The sequence below is a fragment of the Kiritimatiellales bacterium genome (genome assembly GCA_041656295.1).
Taxonomy (GTDB): Bacteria; Verrucomicrobiota; Kiritimatiellia; order Kiritimatiellales; family Tichowtungiaceae; genus Tichowtungia.
This window is the reverse complement of record JBBADV010000002.1, coordinates 106545-125111: the sequence shown is the minus strand read 5'-3', so window position 1 is coordinate 125111 and position 18567 is coordinate 106545. Positions and strand designations below refer to the sequence as shown.

The following is an 18567-nucleotide window of genomic DNA, read 5'->3' as shown; positions in this document are numbered from 1 at the left end:
CCGGCGGCGGCGTGTCAAATCATTCCGCGCGTATTGCTTTACTACTGAAGACGCCGGGATATGATATGCCGGATGAATGAACTGAATGATTTTATACAGGAAAAAAGCGCCGTTATAAATCAGGCGCTCGACTGTCTTTTGCCGGCAGAAACCGTACAACCGCAGCGCCTGCATGCCGCCATGCGCTACAGCATATTCGCCGGCGGCAAGCGCCTCCGTCCCCTGCTTTGTCTTGCCGCCGCCGAAGCATGCGGCGGAAAAGAATCTGATGCGATGCATGCCGCGTGCGCCGTCGAAATGCTTCACACCTATACACTGATTCACGATGATCTGCCGGCGCTGGATGACGACGAACTCAGGCGCGGACGTCCGGCCTGCCACATTCAGTTCGGCGAAGCCACGGCTATTCTCGCCGGCGATGCCCTGCTCACGCTGTCATTTGAAATTCTTGCCGGAATTCCGCAAGCCGGCACAGCGCTTGTGCTTGAACTTGCACGTGCCGCCGGAAGCTGCGGCGTCATCGGCGGACAGATGATTGACATCGAAAGCGAAGGTAAAACGCCGGATGCCGAAACTGTAAACTATATCCACCGCAACAAAACCGCTGCACTTATCCGTGCTGCGTGTACACTCGGCGGAATCTGCGCCGGCGGCAGCCCGGCCGAATTAGAGAAGCTCGCCGAATTCGGTGAAAATATCGGACTCGCCTTTCAACTCACGGATGATCTGCTCGATGAACGTGCCAGTGTTGCACAACTCGGCAAAAACACCGGCGTTGACAAAGCGCGCGGCAAAATCACCTGGCCCGCCGTTTACGGTGTCGAAAAAACAGAAGCCGATGCCAGGCAAATGGAACTCGCCGCACTCGATGCATTAAAAATTTTTCCGGCGCCGGAGCGCCTCCGGCAACTGGCGCATTTTATTATCCGCCGGAATTTTTAAAACACCGGCGGTGCCGGATTTTCCGGCGCGAGTGAAAAATCGCTGCAGGTATCGGTGGCCTGAATTTCTTTTTTGTGGTGCCCACAGAATTGCATAAAGGGATTGATAACATAGCTCGCGCAATACCGGCAGATAACACGGTTTTCACCTTCAATAAATATATCCGGTGTTTCCGGGCGGTCGGCATCTGTAAAAATTTCCGGTATTCTTTCCCGGGCTTTAAACGGCACGTTTTCTTCCGACGGGAAAACAGCTCCGCAGGCGGAACAGCTCAGCTCTTCGCCGGTTTTTTTGAACCCGTCATACACGGGTTCGCGCTTGAGAAATGCTTCCATGCCGCACTGCGTACAGATGATTTCAACATTCATGATTTATTTTCCGGCAGTTTCAAAATTCGCGGATAACTGGCGGTAAAAACAGTTCCGCTTTTTTCGTTGGATACGAATGAAATTTCTCCGCCGAGGTACTGTTCGGTGAGCAGTTTCATACAGTAGGTACCGAGTCCGCGCGTGGCGCGGTCCGGCGCAAAGATCCGTGAAAAAATTTTCTGCTGGATGTCGTGCGGGATTACCGCACTGTTCTGTATGTGGAAGCAAATTGTATCGTCACCGGCCTCAATATCAAGCGTAACGGTATCGTTTTCCTTTGCAGCCTCAATGGCGTTTTTAATCTGTGCCGTCAGGACGTGATCGAGCAGTACCGGATCGGAGATAAACCGAATGTTTTCAACGCTTTTATAGATGATTTTTTTCCTTTGGCAGCGGGCAGTGTTTCAATAGTCTGTACTGCTTTGGCGCAGATGTCGGCGGTATCGATTTCCTGCGGATAGACTTTCAGGTCGCCGCTTTCTGCCGCCGTGAGCAGCCGCTGCAATGAAATTTCGTCGATCAGTTGTGTGGATGCGCGGGTAATCAGTCCGGCGATCTCTTTGGTTTTTTCCGGCGGCGGTACTGTCTCGTTCAGCAGCGTGGCCAGTCCGCACACACCGCTGGCGTTGTTCAAAACATCGTGGAAAAAAATATACTCCAGCTCTTTGCGGCGTTTCTCGTGGCTGATATCCATAACTGAAAATACCGTCAGCCGTTCGCTGTCGACCTCGATCTGCCGCGTCCAGACACGCAGATCGAGTGCTGTTTCCGGACGGCCGATGGTGCCGCAAATGAGCCGGCATTCCTGAATATCACCCCGTCCATTGATCTGGCTGTTAAGAATTGCATTCACCGCACCGCAACTGCGGCAGAACAGCGTGGTTCCGCAATCCTCTCCGGTATCTGTATGAATACAGCGCAGTGCTTCGCCGGGGCGTTTGCCGAGTGCGTGCCGGTATGGACAGGGAAGGAGAGCGCAACGGTGTTTTCCAATGACTGCAGAGGGATCCTCTGCGCCGGTAAGTTCAGCAAACGCTTGATTGCCGAATACAATCTGCCGGCATTTGTTCAGTACCACCATCACATTCGGCACGGTGTTCATAAAATCACAAAGGAGGGGAAGAGCAGCCAGCTTTTCGTACAGCTGAATAATTTCTTTCTGTGGCGCACGTTCCGCCGGCGCAAACTGGGTTTTCTTTTTCATAATGCAAAGAGTATAATATAAATCTTCAGCGGGGCGAATCTTTAGCGTATGGTTTTTTTATGACGAAAACGGCAAAACTTTTAAGCGGAGAAGAGTGGATTGCCGCACAGCGCCGCGCGCGCGCCGGAGCTGCGGAACTTCTTTTTGCCATGTATTCCGGCATCACCGGCGGCATCACCACCGATCCGGCGCTGATGAATATTCCGGTCGACGATCATCTGCCGCAACGCGGGGACGGCGTTTTCGAATCGCTCAAATGTTTAAACGGGCAGCTTTATAACGCCGCCGCACACTTCACCCGCCTCGAACGTTCCGCGCGCGGCATCGGCATGGAACTTCCCTGCACACACGCTGAACTTTTAGAAATTATCTGTGCTGTCATTCGCGCCGGCGGAAAAAAAGAGTGTCTCATCCGTGTACTCATTTCGCGCGGTACGGAAAATATGGGCATCGATCCGGCGCTCTGTAACGGACCGGTGCTTTATGTGGTCGCATATCGCTACACCGCGCGCATTGAAAACGGCATGCTGAAACCGGCCCGCGCCGGCATCAGCAGAATTCCGGTGAAACCGCCGGAGCTCGCCACGATAAAAACCTGTAATTATCTGCCGAATGTGCTGATGAAACTTGAAGCCGGTCAGCGCGGACTGGACTTTGTAATTTCGCTTGATCCGCACGGCAATCTCGGCGAAGGCGCAACGGAAAACATCGGCATTCTTACGCCGGACAATGAGCTGCTGATGCCGATGCCGGACTTTATCCTTTCCGGCACCACAGCGCGCCGCGCACTTGAGCTGGCACAATCGCTGGTCAAAAACGGGACGCTGCGCATCGCCGAATACCGTAATATTTCCCCGGCGACGGCCGCCGCCGCTAAAGAAATTTTTATTTTCGGCACCACCGCCGACGTCACTCCGGTGGTTGAATGGGAAGGCCGACCCGTCGGCGCCGGAGTTCCGGGACCGGTGGCCGGCCAGCTGCTCAATCTGTTGAACCACGATATGACACCCAAAAGCGAGACATTAACGGAGGTCTTCCAATGAATATGCTGCCGGATCTCCAATCCAGCCTGATCTGCGACGACGTCCGGCAGGAGCGCAACGGCAAATTCATGCTAATCGGAATTTTCGACGCCATCCACTCCGAACAGCTGCCGGTGACATTCATGAAAATGTGCCTCGTTACCCGCTGGTGCAACGGCGCCGGTAACTTTATCCAGCGCTCGCAGATTTTAAATACCGATCAGAAAACAGTACTTGCCGCCGGACAGGATGTGCGGGTCAACCTGCCGTCGCCGGAGGCTGCGGCGACCAGCGTCGAGGTTTTCATCAATGTCACCTTCCCTGCGCCCGGTGTCTACTGGGTTGAAATCCTTTTAGACGGCGACCTGAAAATCCGCTATCCGCTGCGCGTTAATAAACTCGACCGCCCTGCGCCGGCGCTGTAAAAACTCCGATCATGCATCATCAAATTATTCTGTGGATCACCGGTGCATTGCATCTGAGTATATTTGCAGCTGTCTCTCTGCACTGTCTGCACCGGCGCCGGAATCCCGGCGCAACGATCCTGTGGATTTTTGTCACATGGTCATTTCCGTTTATCGGTGCGCTGGTGTATCTCGGCTTCGGCGTCGACCGCGTGCCGGATCGCGGACAGCAAAAACTGCTGGCAGATGAACGGCTGCTGCGCGCACGCAAAGATGAGCGCCGTTCATCGCCGCAGGCCTACTGGCGCGAATGTAAAAGCACGCGGACAGCAAGCGTTTTCCACACCGAGTTCGATCGCGCACTGGATGCACTGATGCCCGAATATCCGGCGCACACCTGTAATAAAATTACGCCGCTCGTTACCGGCGATAACGCCTACCCGCAGATGCTGGAGGCCATTCGCAATGCAAAACATCATATCCATTTGCAGAGTTTCATCATTGCCGGTGACGCCACCGGAAAACTGTTTTTAAACGAACTGGCGTCCAAAGCGCGCGCCGGCATTCAGGTGCGCGTGCTCTACGACCGTTTCGGCTCCACCGGCGCATTGTTTAAAGGATTTTTCCGCCGCGCACAAAAAACTGCCAATCTGAAAGTCGAAGGCTGGACGCAGGCGAATCCGTTGAAACGGCAGTTTCAGATTAATCTGCGCAATCACCGGAAAGCGCTGGTAGTCGACGGAAAAACTGCATTTTTCGGCGGCATCAATATTCAAAGTAAAAACACCACGCGCCCCGGCAAGCCGCCGTTGCGCGACTATCATTTTAAAGTCGAGGGTCCGCTCGTGCAGGGCTTGCAGTATTCATTTTTATGCGACTGGTATTTCATCACCGGGGAATCGCCGGAGCACCTGCTTTCTGAAAATTATTTTCCGGCCGTTGAGCGCGCCGGCGATATCACCGCGCGGCTCATTAATACCGGCCCCGATTCCGGTTGCGACATCGCCACGCAAACATTTTTTAACGCCATCACACTTGCCAAAAAACAGATTCTCGCCGTCACACCCTACTTTGTGCCCACAGTGGATATTCTGCGCGCACTGCGCGCCGCCGCACTGCGCGGCGTCGACGTCCGCCTCATTGTGCCGAAAGAAAACAATCACCGTTACGCCGGTTATGCCGGCAAAGCGCTGTATGAAGATCTGCTCTCCGCCGGCGCACAGATTTTCGAACGGCTGCCGCCCTTCATGCACGCCAAAGCATTAATTGTGGACAGCGAATTTTCGCTTGTCGGCACCGCCAACCTCGATGAACGCAGTTTAATTTTAAATTATGAGACCAATGTCGCAGTCTACGACAAACATTTTGCCAATGCCATGCAACTCATCATTTACGAAGAAATACTCCATTCTGATGAAATCCGCCTGAACGAATGGCAGCGCCGCCCGGCATACCGCCGGTTGATTGAAAATCTCGCACTTTTAATGAGTCCGGTTTTATAAATATAGGCGGGGCGCGCAGTCCCTTGCGCGCCGATAAAAAGTTTATCAATATTTACGGCGGTCAAGGGACTGACCGCCCTACCGTTTTTTAATCCATCATCATCTCGGATTTTTCGGCGGCGGCCGGCGCGAAAATAAAACAGAACAAGCGGTGATGAATACGGCTTCAGCGCCGCAGGCCAAAACTTCGCTTTTCGCTTGCCCGGCGGGAAACGGACGATACGATGTCCGGCTTATGAAAATTAATCCGACACCCAGTTTCAGCATTGATTTAACGGTGGAATCCTCCCTTCCCGCGCCGCAGCTTGAACAGATTGTTTCCGGCGCCGGCGGCGTAATTAAAAAAATCTCCAGTGAGGGCAATCGATTTCGTTTAACGGTGGATGCACGCGACAGCGGGCATCAGCAGGAAATTATTTCAGCGCTGGAAAAGTCGGGCGATACGTGCGTGGTGTCTGCTGAAGAAATTACATTCCGTTCACACATCGGCGGCAAACTTGATGTCACCGGCCGGCTTGATTTATCGGACAGGGATATGATGGCGATTGCGTACACACCGGGTGTAGCGCGCGTTTGTATGGCGGTGCATGACAATCCGGCGGCGGCGGATAATCTGACTATAAAAGCCAGAACCGTGGCGGTGGTTTCGGACGGCTCGGCGGTGCTCGGTCTTGGTGATATCGGCCCTGCGGCGGCGCTGCCGGTGATGGAAGGCAAAGCCATGCTGTTTAAAGAATTTGCCGGCATTGATGCATTCCCTATCTGTTTGAACTCCAAAGATCCGGAAGAGATTATTCGCACTGTAAAACTGCTCGCACCAACCTTCGGCGGCATTAATCTGGAAGATATTGCGGCGCCGCGCTGTTTTGAAATCGAGGAACGGTTGAAAGCGGAACTGGATATTCCGGTGTTTCACGACGATCAGCACGGTACGGCGGTCGTTTCGCTCGCGGCACTGTATAATGCGCTGAAAATTACCGGCAAAAAAATGGAACGTCTGAAAGTTGTTGTCAACGGCATCGGCGCCGCCGGCGTGGCGTGTTCAAAAATCATGCTGTCTGCCGGTGTAAAAAATCTGATCGGCTTCGACCGCGCCGGCGCGATTTACTGCGGCCGCACCGAAAATATGAATGCGATAAAGGAATGGTTCGCTGCGAACACGAATCCAGAAAATTTCGCCGGTTCATTAAAAGAAGCAATGCATGGTGCCGATCTGTTTCTCGGCGTTTCCGCTCCGGGCTGTATCACGGCAGAGGATGTGAAAAATATGGCTGACGATCCAGTCATTTTTGCGATGGCCAACCCGGTCCCGGAAATTATGCCCGAAGCTGCAAAACCGTACGCGCGCATTATGGCCACCGGCCGCTCCGATTATCCGAATCAGATTAACAATGTGCTCTGTTTCCCGGGAATCTTTAAAGGCGCGCTGCGCTGCCGTGCACGGTCGATTAGCGAAGGGATGAAAGTTGCGGCGTCGCAGGCGATCGCCGGTTTAGTTTCTGATGCCGAACTGCATGAAGATTTTATTATTCCGCCGGTGTTTGACCGCCGTGTCGCCGATGCGGTTGCGGATGCCGTTGAACGCGTCGCCCGCGAAGAGGGTCTGGCCCGCCCTGTACTTCCGAATGAATCGTTTTATAAACTGCGGTAAGAAAACATGCTTGCTGTTCACCGGCCGGACACAGAAAAATCACAGATGATCGGAAGGTGATCGGAATAGTCAACCTGCGGAACCCAGCAGCGCTCGACGCTGATTTCAGGGCTGTGCAAAACGAAGTCGAGGTGGCGTTTGGGATTCCAGCTCGGGAAAGTCGGTGCGCCGGGCGTATGTGCATTTTTTAATCCGGTGGCGGCGAGAAACAGTCGAATTTCCTGTTCGCCCCAAAGCACGTTAAAATCTCCGGCGACAATGTACGGCCGGTTCACTTCTTTGAGCATGTCGTAGAGATCGCCGAGCTGCCGGTGCCGTAACCGTGAGCCGAGCGCCAGATGAATCAGAAAAAACGTCACATGCTCCGTTTCCAGTTCGATGACAAGCCGTTTCATGCCGTGATCGAAATAATGAAATTTCCCAGAGTGTCCGTTGCCGCGCACGATGAAGGCATTCCCCTGCTGACTGAACAGCGGCACGCGACGCGTCATTGAATTTTCACCGTACTTGGAGCGGTACACATGATGCTGTCCGAGTTTTTTTGCAATCGTTTCCGCCTGATTAATTCTGCCGGAACGGTATGACCCGGCATCCACTTCCAGCAATCCGGCAATGTCGGGATTCGTGTCATTCAGAAAGCGCGCGATGCGCTCCAGGTTTTCACCGGTGCGGCGCAGATAACCGTTCAGCGGTGAAATCATCTTTCCGCCGCCGGTGCCGTAACGGATATTATATAATAAAAATCTCATAAAATTTTTTGTTTTTAGAGTGCACGCTGCAAAAACTGTTCGCCGATTTTTTCCACATCGCCGGCGCCGATAATCAGCAGCAGATCACCGGCGCGCAATTCATTTTGGATGGCGCACTGCGCACCGTCAAGTGTTTCAGCATACACTAACCGGTTCTGCCATTCCGCCGGAAATTCCTGCATTAACGCCGGTGTTGTTCCCCCGGCCAGCGGTTCTTCCGATGCAGCATACACCGGCACGAGCCACAGTTTATCAACGCCGGAAAACGCCGGCGGAAAATCGGCGCGCAGTGCGCGGGTGCGCGTGTAGCGGTGCGGTTGAAACACCGCCAGCAGCCGCGCCGGTTTTTCGGCGGCGAGTGCGGTTTGAATCAGCGCACGGATTTCGGTGGGATGGTGCGCGTAGTCAGAAATTACAGTGTATTTTCCGGAGATAATTTTTTCAAACCGCCGGCGCACCGGTTGAATGTTTTGCAGCGCCGCCGCAATTTCCGCATCCGTTTTCCACCGCCGTGCAACAGCCGCCGCCGCACCGGCATTCAGCTGATTATGTTTTCCGGCCAGCGACACCGGCGTGGCCGCATAGAAATACGGAACCGCATGCGGCATTCCGGCGCACAGTCGAACTGCCGCCGGATCTTCGGCGCAATAAACGACGCTCTCTTTGGTGTTCGCAATAAATTTTTTAAAGCACGCTTCAAACGCTTCAACACTATCATGGTGTTCCATGTGATCGTATTCGATATTGGTAATCACGGCGATATCGGGATGATACAGCGCCACGGTGCCGTCGCTTTCATCCGCTTCAACCACCATAATCTCACCGTCACGCGCGACACCGTTAAACGCCGGAATTTCGCCGCCGATACAAAATCCGCAATCCAGCACCTGCGCGATCATGGCCGCCGTCGTTGTTTTGCCGTGCGTGCCGCTGACGGCAACTGTAAAGCGGTCGCGCAAGATTTCCGGCAGCACTTCACCGCGCCGGTGCGCCGGAATGCCGGCGATCAATTCGGGATGGGAATCCGGCACGGCAGTGGAACGGATAATCCACTCCGCACCGGCAGCATATCCGGCGCTGCGTCCAATGAAAACGGGAATACCATTTTCATGCAACCACGCCGTCTGCCGGTTTTCCTGATCATCTGAACCGCGCACATCATGCCCGCGCTGTTTCAGCAGAAACGCCAGCCCTGCCATACCGATGCCGCCGATGCCGATCATGTGAATCCGGCGCGGTTGAGCAAGCAGGTTTTGAATTGATCCCGGGACAGGCTTTTCAGCCTGCTCCTGCACAGACAGGAATGTCTGCGCCACCTGTGGGGCAGACTTTCCAGTCTGCCCTCCTGCGGAATCTGCATGAACAAGCAGGAATGCCTGCTCCACAGTGGATAGCTGCCCGTACCCGAGACGAAATGATTTTCCGGGCACATGTCCTTTTTGAGGATTTTCGATGATGTACTGCCGGAATTTTATAAATTTTTGTGAACTGCGCACAATATGATCGAATGATTCATCGCGCCAAACAGCACCGGACCGCTGAAGAAACCGGTTAATTTTTCGTGCGGAATAACCTTGCCACGACTTTATAACTGAAGAAATTGATTCGCCGGCAAGCGGCATGACTAATAAATGAACGTGATTCGGCATAATCACATAATCACCTAATAAATATTTTTCTCCATCAAAATAGCGCAGACTGTTTTCCACAATTTCAGAAATCGCCGGATTTTTTAAAATGCAGGCACCATATCCTTGATCCAGCCAGTTTTCCCGATATTGGAAATATAAACGCCGCCGCTCTGTTTCATTTTTTCCAAAATGTCGTTTTTCTATTTCATCCTTCCATTCGGCCAGTTTTTTTTGCGCAATAGAATCGGCGAGCCGGAATGTAACAAAATAAATCCGGTTTTTTTGCTCCCAATGTGGAAGACGGCGCCGGAAAATATGCGCCGAGTCCGGATCAACCAGGCGGAATGGATGAGTGGATAAAAATATTTCAGAATCCTGTGGAGCAGGCTTTTCAGCCTGCTCCTGCACAGACAGGAATGTCTGCGCCACCTGTGGGGCGGACTTTCCAGTCTGCCCTCCCGCAGAATCGGATTGAGCAGGCAGGAATGCTTCCTTCACCTGTGGGGCAGACTTTCCAGTCTGTCCCCCTGCAGAATCTGAATGAACAGGCAGGAATGCCTGCTCCACCTGCGCGGCAGACTTTCCAGTCTGCCCTCCTGCGGAATCTGCATGAACAGGCAGGAATGCTTCCTTCACCTGTGGGGCAGACTTTCCAGTCTGCCCTCCCGCAGAATCTGAATGAACAGGCAGGAATGTCTGCGCCACCTGTGGGGCAGACTTTCCAGTCTGCCCTCCCGCAGAATCTGAATGAACAGGCAGGAATGCCTGCTCCACCTGTGCGGCAGACTTTCCAGTCTGCCCTCCTGCGGAATCTGAATGCACAGGCAGGAATGCCTCCTCCACTTGTGCGGCAGACTTTCCAGTCTGCCCTCCCGTAGAATCGGATTGAGCAGGCAGGAATGCCTGCTCCACCTGCGGGACAGGCAAGAGTGTCTGCGTTATATTTTTTATTTCCGCGCACATTGCTCAACCAGGTCTGCGAGTTGTTCAGCGGCATCGACCGGCGCCGGATGTGCCGCCGCGCACGCGCGCATCTGTTCAAGCCGCGCCGGACTTTCCATTTGTGCAGCGAGATAGTCTTTGCACCACTCCACCGTTAAATCGGACTGGTCGATAACATCGGCGGCGCCGGTTTTTTCCAGCGCGCGCGCGTTGGCGGTTTGATGGTCGCCGGCAGCGTGGGGATAGGGAATGAGCAGCGCCGGAATTCCAAATACGCCGAGCTCAAAACAGGTTGATGCGCCGGAACGGCAGATGGCGAGTGATGCTTTTTGATAGAGCGTTGCCATATCGTGCGTGAATACGAAAACGGCGGCATTGATTCCGGCAGCTTTGTAGCGGTCTGAAACGGTTTTTTTGTCCGCCGCACCGGTTAAATGCGTAATACAGATTTTTTCTCCGGAAAGCTCGCAAACGGCCTGCGAAACAATTTCGTTGATGTCGTGTGCGCCGCCGGAACCGCCCATGATGAATAACGAAAACGTATCGGATGGAACGGGGGTGCCGCGTTTGCCTTGTTGCATTTCCGGACGAAGCGGCATGCCTGTGGTAGTGAGACTGATTCCTTTCAGATGATAGCGCACCGCATCGAAACAAATTCCAACCGCTGCCGCTCTGCCGGCGAGCAGTCGCACCGCTTTGCCGGGAACCGCATTCGCTTCATGCAGAACATACGGGATACCGCATAACCGCGCCGCAAAACACGGTCCGATAGATGCATAACTGCCCATCGCCAGCACAACGTCCGGCGGCTGCCGGCGCATACTCCGCCAGCATGTTATAATAGCTTTTAAAATCCGGAACACCGTTAAGAATGAACGGAGCACACCGTATTGAAATCCTTCGGACATCACGGTAACGATATCGCCCTGCCAGCCTTTCACAGCGGCGTTTTCAACCTCTTTTCCGGCGAGCCAGAGCGATACATTATGTCCACGTGCCGTCAGCGCTTTCGCAGTGGCAAGCCCCGGGAAAATGTGTCCGCCGGTTCCGCCGCAGGCGACGGCAATGTTAAGAATAGACGATTGTCGATTGTCGATTGATGATTGAAAAGAGCTGCCCGGACATTGCACATTGAGCATTGAGAATTCTTCGTTTGTTTTCATTCCATGATTCCGGCGGTGCGCAGTTGTTCAGGAAGATAGAGCGAGCCGGTGAAACAGACGAGCCGTTTTTTCCCGGCGTTCGCCCAGTCGAGGGCTTCATTCAGATGTTCAATCAATTCGATTTGCATTCCGGCAGTTTTTCCGGCGGCGATTATTTCACCGGCACTCATCGCGCGATCGCCCGGCAATGTGTATGCCCATGCTTTTCCGGCAAGCGATGCAACCGTTTCCAGAATTCCGGTAACGTCTTTGTCACGCATGAAACTGAACACAAATCCATTTTCAAATTTTGGATAAATCTGTTCGATGGATTTTTTCAGCGCGCGCGCGCCGGCGGGATTATGTGCGCCGTCGTAAATGACCGGCGGTTTCATTTGCAGCAGTTGAAACCGCCCCGGCCACTTTACTGCTTCGAGTCCTTTTTTCATTTCGAGGCGGATGCCGGCGAGGTCAGCGATATCTTCGAGCGCCGCAACGGCGATGCCGCAGTTTTCAATTTGAAATGTGCCGGCAAGCGGCAGCCGGATTCCGTTGTATTCACTGCCGCTGGCTTCGATATCGATCAGCTGATCGGTGCGGCGCGTTTCGAGCACATGAATGAACGCGGCTGCTTCACTGCCCAGAATCGGAACGTTTTTTTCAGCGGCTTCCTGATAGATGATGGACTCCGCTTCGACCGGCATCGGGCCGCAGATCACCGGTGCACCGGTTTTGATAATACCGGCTTTTTCCCGCGCAACATTCTGAATATCGCTGCCGAGATATTCGGCATGATCCAGGTCAATGCGCGTAATGATTGAAATAAGCGGCTGCACAACATTCGTCGCATCCCACCGTCCGCCCATGCCGACCTCGATGACGGCGTAATCGACGTTCTGCCGCCGGAAATATTCGAATGCCATCGCAGTGGAGATTTCAAAAAATGTCGGCGGACGGGTTGTGATATGCCCGGCGGCGGCTTCAACCCGGACGATCAAGTTTTCGAGTTCGACGTCGGAAATCTCCTTGCCGGCGATACGGAACCGTTCATTAAAACGGAAGAGATGCGGCGATGTATAAAGTCCGGTTTTAAAACCCGACGCGCGCAATACGGATTCAATCATTGCGCACACCGACCCTTTGCCGTTGGTTCCGGCAACGTGAATGATCTTCAGGTTTTCGTGCGGATTACCAAGTTGCCGGAGTAATTCGGAAATTACATCAAGCCCCGGTTTGATTCCGTGCGCCGTTCGAGCGAATAAATGTTCAATGTTCAATTCTCAATTCTCAATATTCAGCGTTCATTATTTTTTCTGGCGGTGGAAATGCTTTTCCCACTGATCTGAATCAATTCACAACATTCAATAAACACAGAGTCAACATCTGCGACATCTAAATATTTTTTCTTACAAATGATCCGAAGCCAGATTCGTGTTTCTTTCAACTCTTTCAGAACGATGCCGAATTTATGAATGAAGTCTTTCCGTGATTCTGCGCCCTGAACTTCGCCGTAATTCGCCGCCGGCGAAGTCCCCGACCGGACAATTTGTCCGGCAATATGACTACCGGCAAGAGTTCTTGGAAGTTGTTCAGCAATGGTAAGAATCATCGCAGCAAAATCAACCAGACGATCTTCTAAATCAAATTTTGCTTCCTTGCCCATTGATTAAACGTTGGCCACTGACCATTGAAAATTGAATATTAAAAATTGAACATCGCGCATTGAGAGTTGAGCATTGAAAATTGCGTATTGTTAGTTGCTCACTGAACATTACCCATATAGTCAAGCAGTTGAGCGATACGTTCTTTGAGCTGCTGGCGCGGAACGACTATATCGATAAGTCCGTGCTTTTGCAGAAACTCAGAGCGCTGGAACCCTTCGGGCAGGTCCTGCTGTGTAGTTTCTTTAATGACGCGCGGACCGGCAAAACCTATAAGTGCACCGGGTTCAGCAATGATCACATCGCCCAGCGTTGCAAAACTGGCCATCACGCCGGCCATGGTCGGATTCGTGAGCACCGGAATGTACGGCAGGCGTGCAGCGGCGTGCCGCGCGAGCGCGCCGCTGGTTTTGGCCATTTGCATCAGACTGAAAAGTCCCTCGTACATTCGTGCCCCGCCGGAAGCGCAAACGATGATGCACGGCAGTTTCTCATCGGTGCACCGCTCAATGAGCCGCGTGATTTTTTCGCCGACAACGCTGCCCATACTCGCCCCGAGAAATGTAAAGTCCATGACGCCGAGCCCGATGTCGCGGTTGTTTAACCTGGCGGCGCCGCAGGTTACAGCATCGTTACTGCCGGTTTGCTGCCGGTTTTTTTCGAGCTTGGACACGTATGAATCTTTACCGGTGAAGCCGAGTATATCGACCGATTCCATTGCGGCGTCCCATTCAACAAATGTTCCTTCATCTGCAAACATGTCGATACGCTTCTGCCGGCTGAGCGGGAAATGGTATCCGCATCGCGGACAGACCTGCAAACTCTGTTCAAGCTCTTTGGCATAGATAATTTCACAGCAGCCGGGACATTTTTCCCATAAGCCGTCCGGCACCTCACGTTTGTGCATCTGAACGGTCGAGTAATTCCTTTTTCCGAATAATGCCATAAAAATCCTTTGTTTGTTTACCCGCGTGCCACAGTAATCACACAGACCAGCGCCGCGCCGTTTCTTTTCAGTGCTTTGGCGCAGGCGTTTACCGTCGCGCCGGTTGTCATCACGTCGTCCACCAGCAGAATCCGCCGTCCTTTCACGCGCGCGCGAATTCCTGTTTTAAAAGCGCCGCACACGTTATCGGTACGCTGCGGCGCTGTCAAACCTGTTTGAGTTCCGGTGGAACGAATCCGGCGCAGCAGTCCGGCTCTGAACGGGAGCTGCATCCGGCGCGCCAGCGCCCTGCCGAGCTCTGCCGACTGGTTAAAACCGCGCGCGCGATAACGCGCAGCGTGCAGCGGCACTGCAGTAACGACATCAAATTTCTGTGCAAAAAACTCCGCCTGTACACACATATATATAAGGAGCGCCAAATCGCTCACCATCCAGAGAGCAGAATGATACTTTAGATCACGCAGCGCCCCGGCAATGACGCCATCGTAACGGACAGCAGATCGGGCGGCATCAAAAAACGGTTTTTCCCGGGAACAGTTGAAACAGACATAATCGTGCTGGACCAGGCCGAAAACCGGATCACCGCAAAGGCGGCAGAACGGCGCTTCTATTTTCGGCGTTTCATTTAAACACTCCCAACAGAAATATCGAAACGGCGCACTCGTATTTATACCGCAACCCGTACAATTTTCTGGATAAATCATGTTTAACATAAATGTAACTATGGATTGGATAATGACTAATATCAAAAGAAAAAAAGTTAAACTCTCTAATTGACGAAACACAGAGCGGTTTCTAGTATTAGAACATGTCAAGTGGGTATTATGTTTGGGTATGTGGTCGCAAAGTGGAGCAATAAAGTGTGCATTTTGTTAGCACATTTTGACGGGTTGTTTCTGTTTCGCGAACAGTATCTTTTTGTACCGGACTTGACTGAATAGGAAAAATACGAAATAAGGTTCGTCGGTTCGTATTTTTAGGAATGTTGGATAAAAACGAATAAAAGTATAGCGGAGAAAAAAATCGCAGCTTTTATCGTTTTTAGTTGTCGGGTTCACAAACCAAGGAGTAGAGGCATGCGAAAGGTAGCAGCGGGGATAATGGCGCTGTGCTTTGCAGGGTTGCAAGGTGTATCAGCAGAAGCAATCATTACAGCGCAGGATTATGCGGTCGAAAGCGACGTAGTCCTTGAAAGTGCGGTGAGAGAGATCAAATCCATTCCACAAGATACGGTTAATCTCGTCGGCGATGCTGTTAAATTCGTCACGGATGATCTTCGTGCGACGGTGAAGACCGTTGAGACGGCACTGAAAACACCGCCGAATGAAAAACTAGAAAAACCGGCGATGATAGAAGTTGCCAATGCGTGGAACTCCTGCGGGGATATTCTTTTCCGCTCCTACACGATCAGTGAGGCGGTCGGCAATGAGTTGACCCGGGGCAAAGACGGTAACGTCATTGATGTTTCCGACTCATTCCCGGGCATGGACTTTTCGAAAGGTTCTTCGGTTTATTACCGTCCGGAGTTTAAAAAACTCTTTGTTCGCCAGACACTTGAAAATGTGCTGACCATCGAAGATTTCTTGGCGGAACATCACAGCGCCACCCGTGAGCTGATGGGCAAACAGGTTGAAATTGAAACAAAATTCATCGAAATCAATCAGAGTACATTAAACGAACTGGGCTTTAGCTGGTATTTCGGCGGAAAAAACCCAGCATTTGACTCAAACGGTAATCCCGTTCCAGGTACAGGTGGAGCCCATATTTTTGAAAACCTAATTTTATCTGGAGGACAGCGCATACTGTCTGATTCTTTAAGAACTGGAAGCTCTGCATTGGGAGGAAGTCCGGCCGGTGTTCTCGATATCGCAAAAACCAGCGGCTCCCTGTGGTGGTCAGGTACAATCCGTGCTTTGGAGCAGTCTGACAATGCCGACGTCCTTTCCGCTCCAAAAATTGTGACCCGGGATGGAAGTACAGCAACCATTCAGGTTGGTGATGAACGAATGCTGCCGAAACGCTTTGGCGTCAACTCTGCCAACTCCAGCATTTACGTTGAAAACTCTGGCTGGGAAGCCATGCTCATGGGAGTTCAACTTGAAGTTACCCCGGAGCTGCGTGCTGAAAACCTGATTGATCTTGATCTTAAACCGAAAATTCTAGACATACTGGGATACGACAACTATCAAGTATCCCCGGACAATGCCTCAATGTGGCCAATTCAAGGACAGCCTCTCGTTAACAGTTTAATGGTCGGGCGGTATCCTGTTGTGACCTATACAAAGGATAAACTGAACTCTGTGGGCGAACTGTTTACAAGTATTATGTCCCATGTGTGGGAGAACGACTCGATAAACTCCAACAGAAACACCGACGTAAATGATTATCTGACACATGGAAACTATAATGTTCCGCCGGGATCGGCCCAATATGGTTATCAGGATCAGCGGCGCAACTGGGACCGCTCGGAACTGATTCAAGTTCCTGCGCTTCATGGTCAGCTCCCTTACTTCCGCATCCGGGAAATGTCTACCCAGGTCACCGTTGAAGATGGCTCCACGGTTGGTATGGGCGGTTTGATTTATGACAAACTGGAAACATTCAAAGACAAAGTTCCAGTGCTCGGCAGCATTCCATGGGTTGGACGGCTTTTCCGCTCCGAAGGTGAACGCAGTATCAAACGCAATCTGATGATTTTTGTAACGGCAACTCAGGTTGATGTAAACGGACGCCGGGCAGTTGATCTTGCAACGAAATAATTTAAGGAGGAAATCATGCGAAATGTTTTTAAATTTTTAATTCCGGGCGTTTTGATCGCCTGCTCTGTAGCGGCTCAGGAGTCAGAAAGCAGTCTTGAAACGATTCTGAATGAATTGAACACCTATAATAACCGCGCCTCATCAGCTCCGGCCGTTGTACTGCCGGAAGCCGAACAGGCTGAACAGGATATTGATGTACAGTCAACGCTCGACCACAGCCGCGACCTCTATGTCGGCGGCGAGTTTGAACGCGCTCAAAAAGGATTTGAAGCGATTATAAAAATTGACCCCGAAAATGTTGTTGCCCGCATGTATCTGCGGCGGATTCTTGAGCGTAATCACCGCAAGACGGAAATTGCCGCCATGGATGCGGTGGATGATGCATGGAAAACCGGATTGATGCTCCGTTCATACTCTATTTCATCGGATGCTGTTCAAAAAATGGAACTTGGTGATGTGACAGAAGCTACAGACATTACATTTAAGTTTCCGGAAGTCAGCTTCCCAAAAGGCGCTTCTGCAATTTATCAGCCGAAAACAACCAAGCTGTTTGTTCGTGCAACACGGCAAAACTTTGCAGTTCTGGAAGAAATTCTGGATGCACTGGATATCAATAAATACAGCACGGATGTTGATCAGGTAGAGATTGAAGCGAAATTCGTTGAAGTCATGGAAGGCACGCTGGAAGCTCTCGGTTTTCAATGGGATTTCCAAGATATCGTACGCACGGGAATTGAGGGAAGTGATATATGGTTTGATGATGGGAACGGCCTGTTCGCTGATGCCCTCCGTGGCGGTGCAAACGTAAATTCCGCTCTCCCGTTCAGCCGTCCGGCAGATATCGCCGGCGACACCCCTGCAACGGGGGCTTGGTCGTCTTCACGTCTTGAAGATACATTTAGTCAAACAGCGGCCGTTCTTAAACTCGAAAATAATGGAAGCAATCCGCTTGAAGTTCTGATCAGTGCTCTGGACCAAAGCTCCGGAACGGATGTTCTGTCTGCACCGCGAGTCGTTACTAAAAGCGGCGAAACAGCCAAAATTCGTGTCGGCGAAATTCATTATTTCCCGGAAATCTATGAAGTAGGCGCCAATGAAGGTAATATTGTTCATGTGAAATATGAAGATTTTGCAGAAAAACTCCTCGGGGTTGAGCTGGAAGTTACGCCGAAAATTGACGGCGATCAGATTTCGCTCGGTTTAAATCCAAAAATTAATGAACTGCGCGGCTGGCAGAATTATACCATTGCGCCGGCAAACTCTGCCTACACCTATTACCAGTTCCGTGTCGGATTCGAATTCGAACATGATGCAGTTATAGCAAAACTTCCGGTATTTAAAAAACGGGAGATAAAAACAGAAGTTACAATTGCTGACGGCAGCACGATCGGCATGGGCGGATTGATTAATGAAAAAATTGAATCGTATAAAGATAAAGTTCCGTTCCTTGGCAGTCTGCCCGGAGTTGGACGCCTGTTCCGCAATGAGGGTCAGCGTGCTGTAAAACAGAATCTGATGATTTTTGTTACTGCAAAGAAAGTTAACCCGAGCGGCCGAATTAACACTGCCCGCTCTTTTGAATAAGTTCGCTGAATTAGGCAAGGCTTGTTTGGAAGGGAGGGCTAAACCTCCCTTCCGTAATTG

16 protein-coding genes are annotated in these 18567 nt (G+C 51.8%); 7 read left to right on the top strand and 9 right to left on the bottom strand.

All coding sequences use genetic code 11. The annotated features are described in order from the left end of the window. The first annotated feature begins 72 nt into the window (after positions 1-72). Positions 73-942: a polyprenyl synthetase family protein gene (locus WC959_01795; protein MFA5687874.1), complete on the top strand. Its 870-nt coding sequence runs from the start codon at positions 73-75 to the stop codon at positions 940-942. On the opposite strand, the gene WC959_01790 is transcribed toward WC959_01795, so the two are convergent. Both WC959_01790 and WC959_01785 read right to left on the bottom strand, forming a co-directional pair. Further along, the gene (locus WC959_01790; GenBank protein ID MFA5687873.1) at positions 939-1310 is read right to left on the bottom strand and encodes a hypothetical protein; all 372 of its coding nucleotides are present in this window, start codon (positions 1308-1310) and stop codon (positions 939-941) included. The genes WC959_01795 and WC959_01790 overlap by 4 nt on opposite strands. Before the next feature lie 310 nt (positions 1311-1620). Beyond that, on the bottom strand, positions 1621-2514 hold the full coding sequence (locus WC959_01785) for a PAS domain-containing protein (GenBank protein MFA5687872.1): 894 nt from the start codon (positions 2512-2514) through the stop codon (positions 1621-1623). A 59-nt stretch (positions 2515-2573) separates the two neighbouring features. Between WC959_01785 and WC959_01780 the strand changes: the two genes are divergently transcribed. The 4 genes from WC959_01780 (at position 2574) to WC959_01765 (ending at position 7093) form a co-directional block, all read left to right on the top strand. Then, entirely contained in the window at positions 2574-3557 is a 984-nt protein-coding gene (locus WC959_01780) for an aminotransferase class IV (protein ID MFA5687871.1), read from the top strand. Continuing rightward, positions 3554-3961 carry a hypothetical protein gene (locus WC959_01775; protein ID MFA5687870.1) on the top strand — a complete coding sequence of 136 codons (408 nt, stop codon included), beginning with the start codon at positions 3554-3556 and terminating at the stop codon, positions 3959-3961. The genes WC959_01780 and WC959_01775 overlap by 4 nt, the downstream gene beginning before the upstream one ends. 11 nt (positions 3962-3972) lie before the next feature. Then, positions 3973-5442, top strand: a complete 1470-nt coding sequence (gene cls / locus WC959_01770; protein MFA5687869.1) for a cardiolipin synthase — start codon at positions 3973-3975, stop codon at positions 5440-5442. Positions 5443-5677: 235 nt separating this feature from the next. Next, positions 5678-7093 (top strand): NADP-dependent malic enzyme, encoded by a 1416-nt coding sequence (locus tag WC959_01765; GenBank protein MFA5687868.1) that lies wholly within the window; start codon positions 5678-5680, stop codon positions 7091-7093. Between the two features lie 17 nt (positions 7094-7110). Here WC959_01765 and WC959_01760 read toward each other — a convergent pair whose 3' ends face one another. The 7 genes from WC959_01760 to WC959_01730 all read right to left on the bottom strand — a co-directional run bounded on the left by WC959_01760 (position 7111) and on the right by WC959_01730 (position 14877). After that, complete coding sequence (locus WC959_01760; GenBank protein ID MFA5687867.1) at positions 7111-7842, bottom strand: endonuclease/exonuclease/phosphatase family protein; 732 nt, start codon at positions 7840-7842, stop codon at positions 7111-7113. A gap of 14 nt (positions 7843-7856) precedes the next feature. Continuing rightward, a complete protein-coding gene (locus WC959_01755) occupies positions 7857-10400 on the bottom strand; it encodes a Mur ligase domain-containing protein (protein ID MFA5687866.1) in 2544 nt (847 codons plus the stop codon). 20 nt (positions 10401-10420) lie between these two features. Continuing rightward, positions 10421-11578, bottom strand: a complete 1158-nt coding sequence (locus tag WC959_01750; protein MFA5687865.1) for a UDP-N-acetylglucosamine--N-acetylmuramyl-(pentapeptide) pyrophosphoryl-undecaprenol N-acetylglucosamine transferase — start codon at positions 11576-11578, stop codon at positions 10421-10423. Further along, positions 11575-12834 (bottom strand): folylpolyglutamate synthase/dihydrofolate synthase family protein, encoded by a 1260-nt coding sequence (locus WC959_01745; protein ID MFA5687864.1) that lies wholly within the window; start codon positions 12832-12834, stop codon positions 11575-11577. The genes WC959_01750 and WC959_01745 overlap by 4 nt, the downstream gene beginning before the upstream one ends. Before the next feature lie 17 nt (positions 12835-12851). Continuing rightward, on the bottom strand, positions 12852-13220 hold the full coding sequence (locus tag WC959_01740; GenBank protein ID MFA5687863.1) for a four helix bundle protein: 369 nt from the start codon (positions 13218-13220) through the stop codon (positions 12852-12854). A gap of 98 nt (positions 13221-13318) precedes the next feature. Continuing rightward, a complete protein-coding gene (accD, locus tag WC959_01735) occupies positions 13319-14164 on the bottom strand; it encodes an acetyl-CoA carboxylase, carboxyltransferase subunit beta (GenBank protein MFA5687862.1) in 846 nt (281 codons plus the stop codon). Between the two features lie 17 nt (positions 14165-14181). After that, positions 14182-14877: a ComF family protein gene (locus WC959_01730; GenBank protein ID MFA5687861.1), complete on the bottom strand. Its 696-nt coding sequence runs from the start codon at positions 14875-14877 to the stop codon at positions 14182-14184. A 363-nt stretch (positions 14878-15240) separates the two neighbouring features. Between WC959_01730 and WC959_01725 the strand changes: the two genes are divergently transcribed. Together WC959_01725 and WC959_01720 are read left to right on the top strand one after the other, a co-directional pair. Continuing rightward, positions 15241-16923, top strand: a complete 1683-nt coding sequence (locus WC959_01725; protein MFA5687860.1) for a hypothetical protein — start codon at positions 15241-15243, stop codon at positions 16921-16923. Between the two features lie 15 nt (positions 16924-16938). Further along, a complete protein-coding gene (locus tag WC959_01720) occupies positions 16939-18507 on the top strand; it encodes a hypothetical protein (GenBank protein MFA5687859.1) in 1569 nt (522 codons plus the stop codon). Positions 18508-18567: the final 60 nt, after the last annotated feature.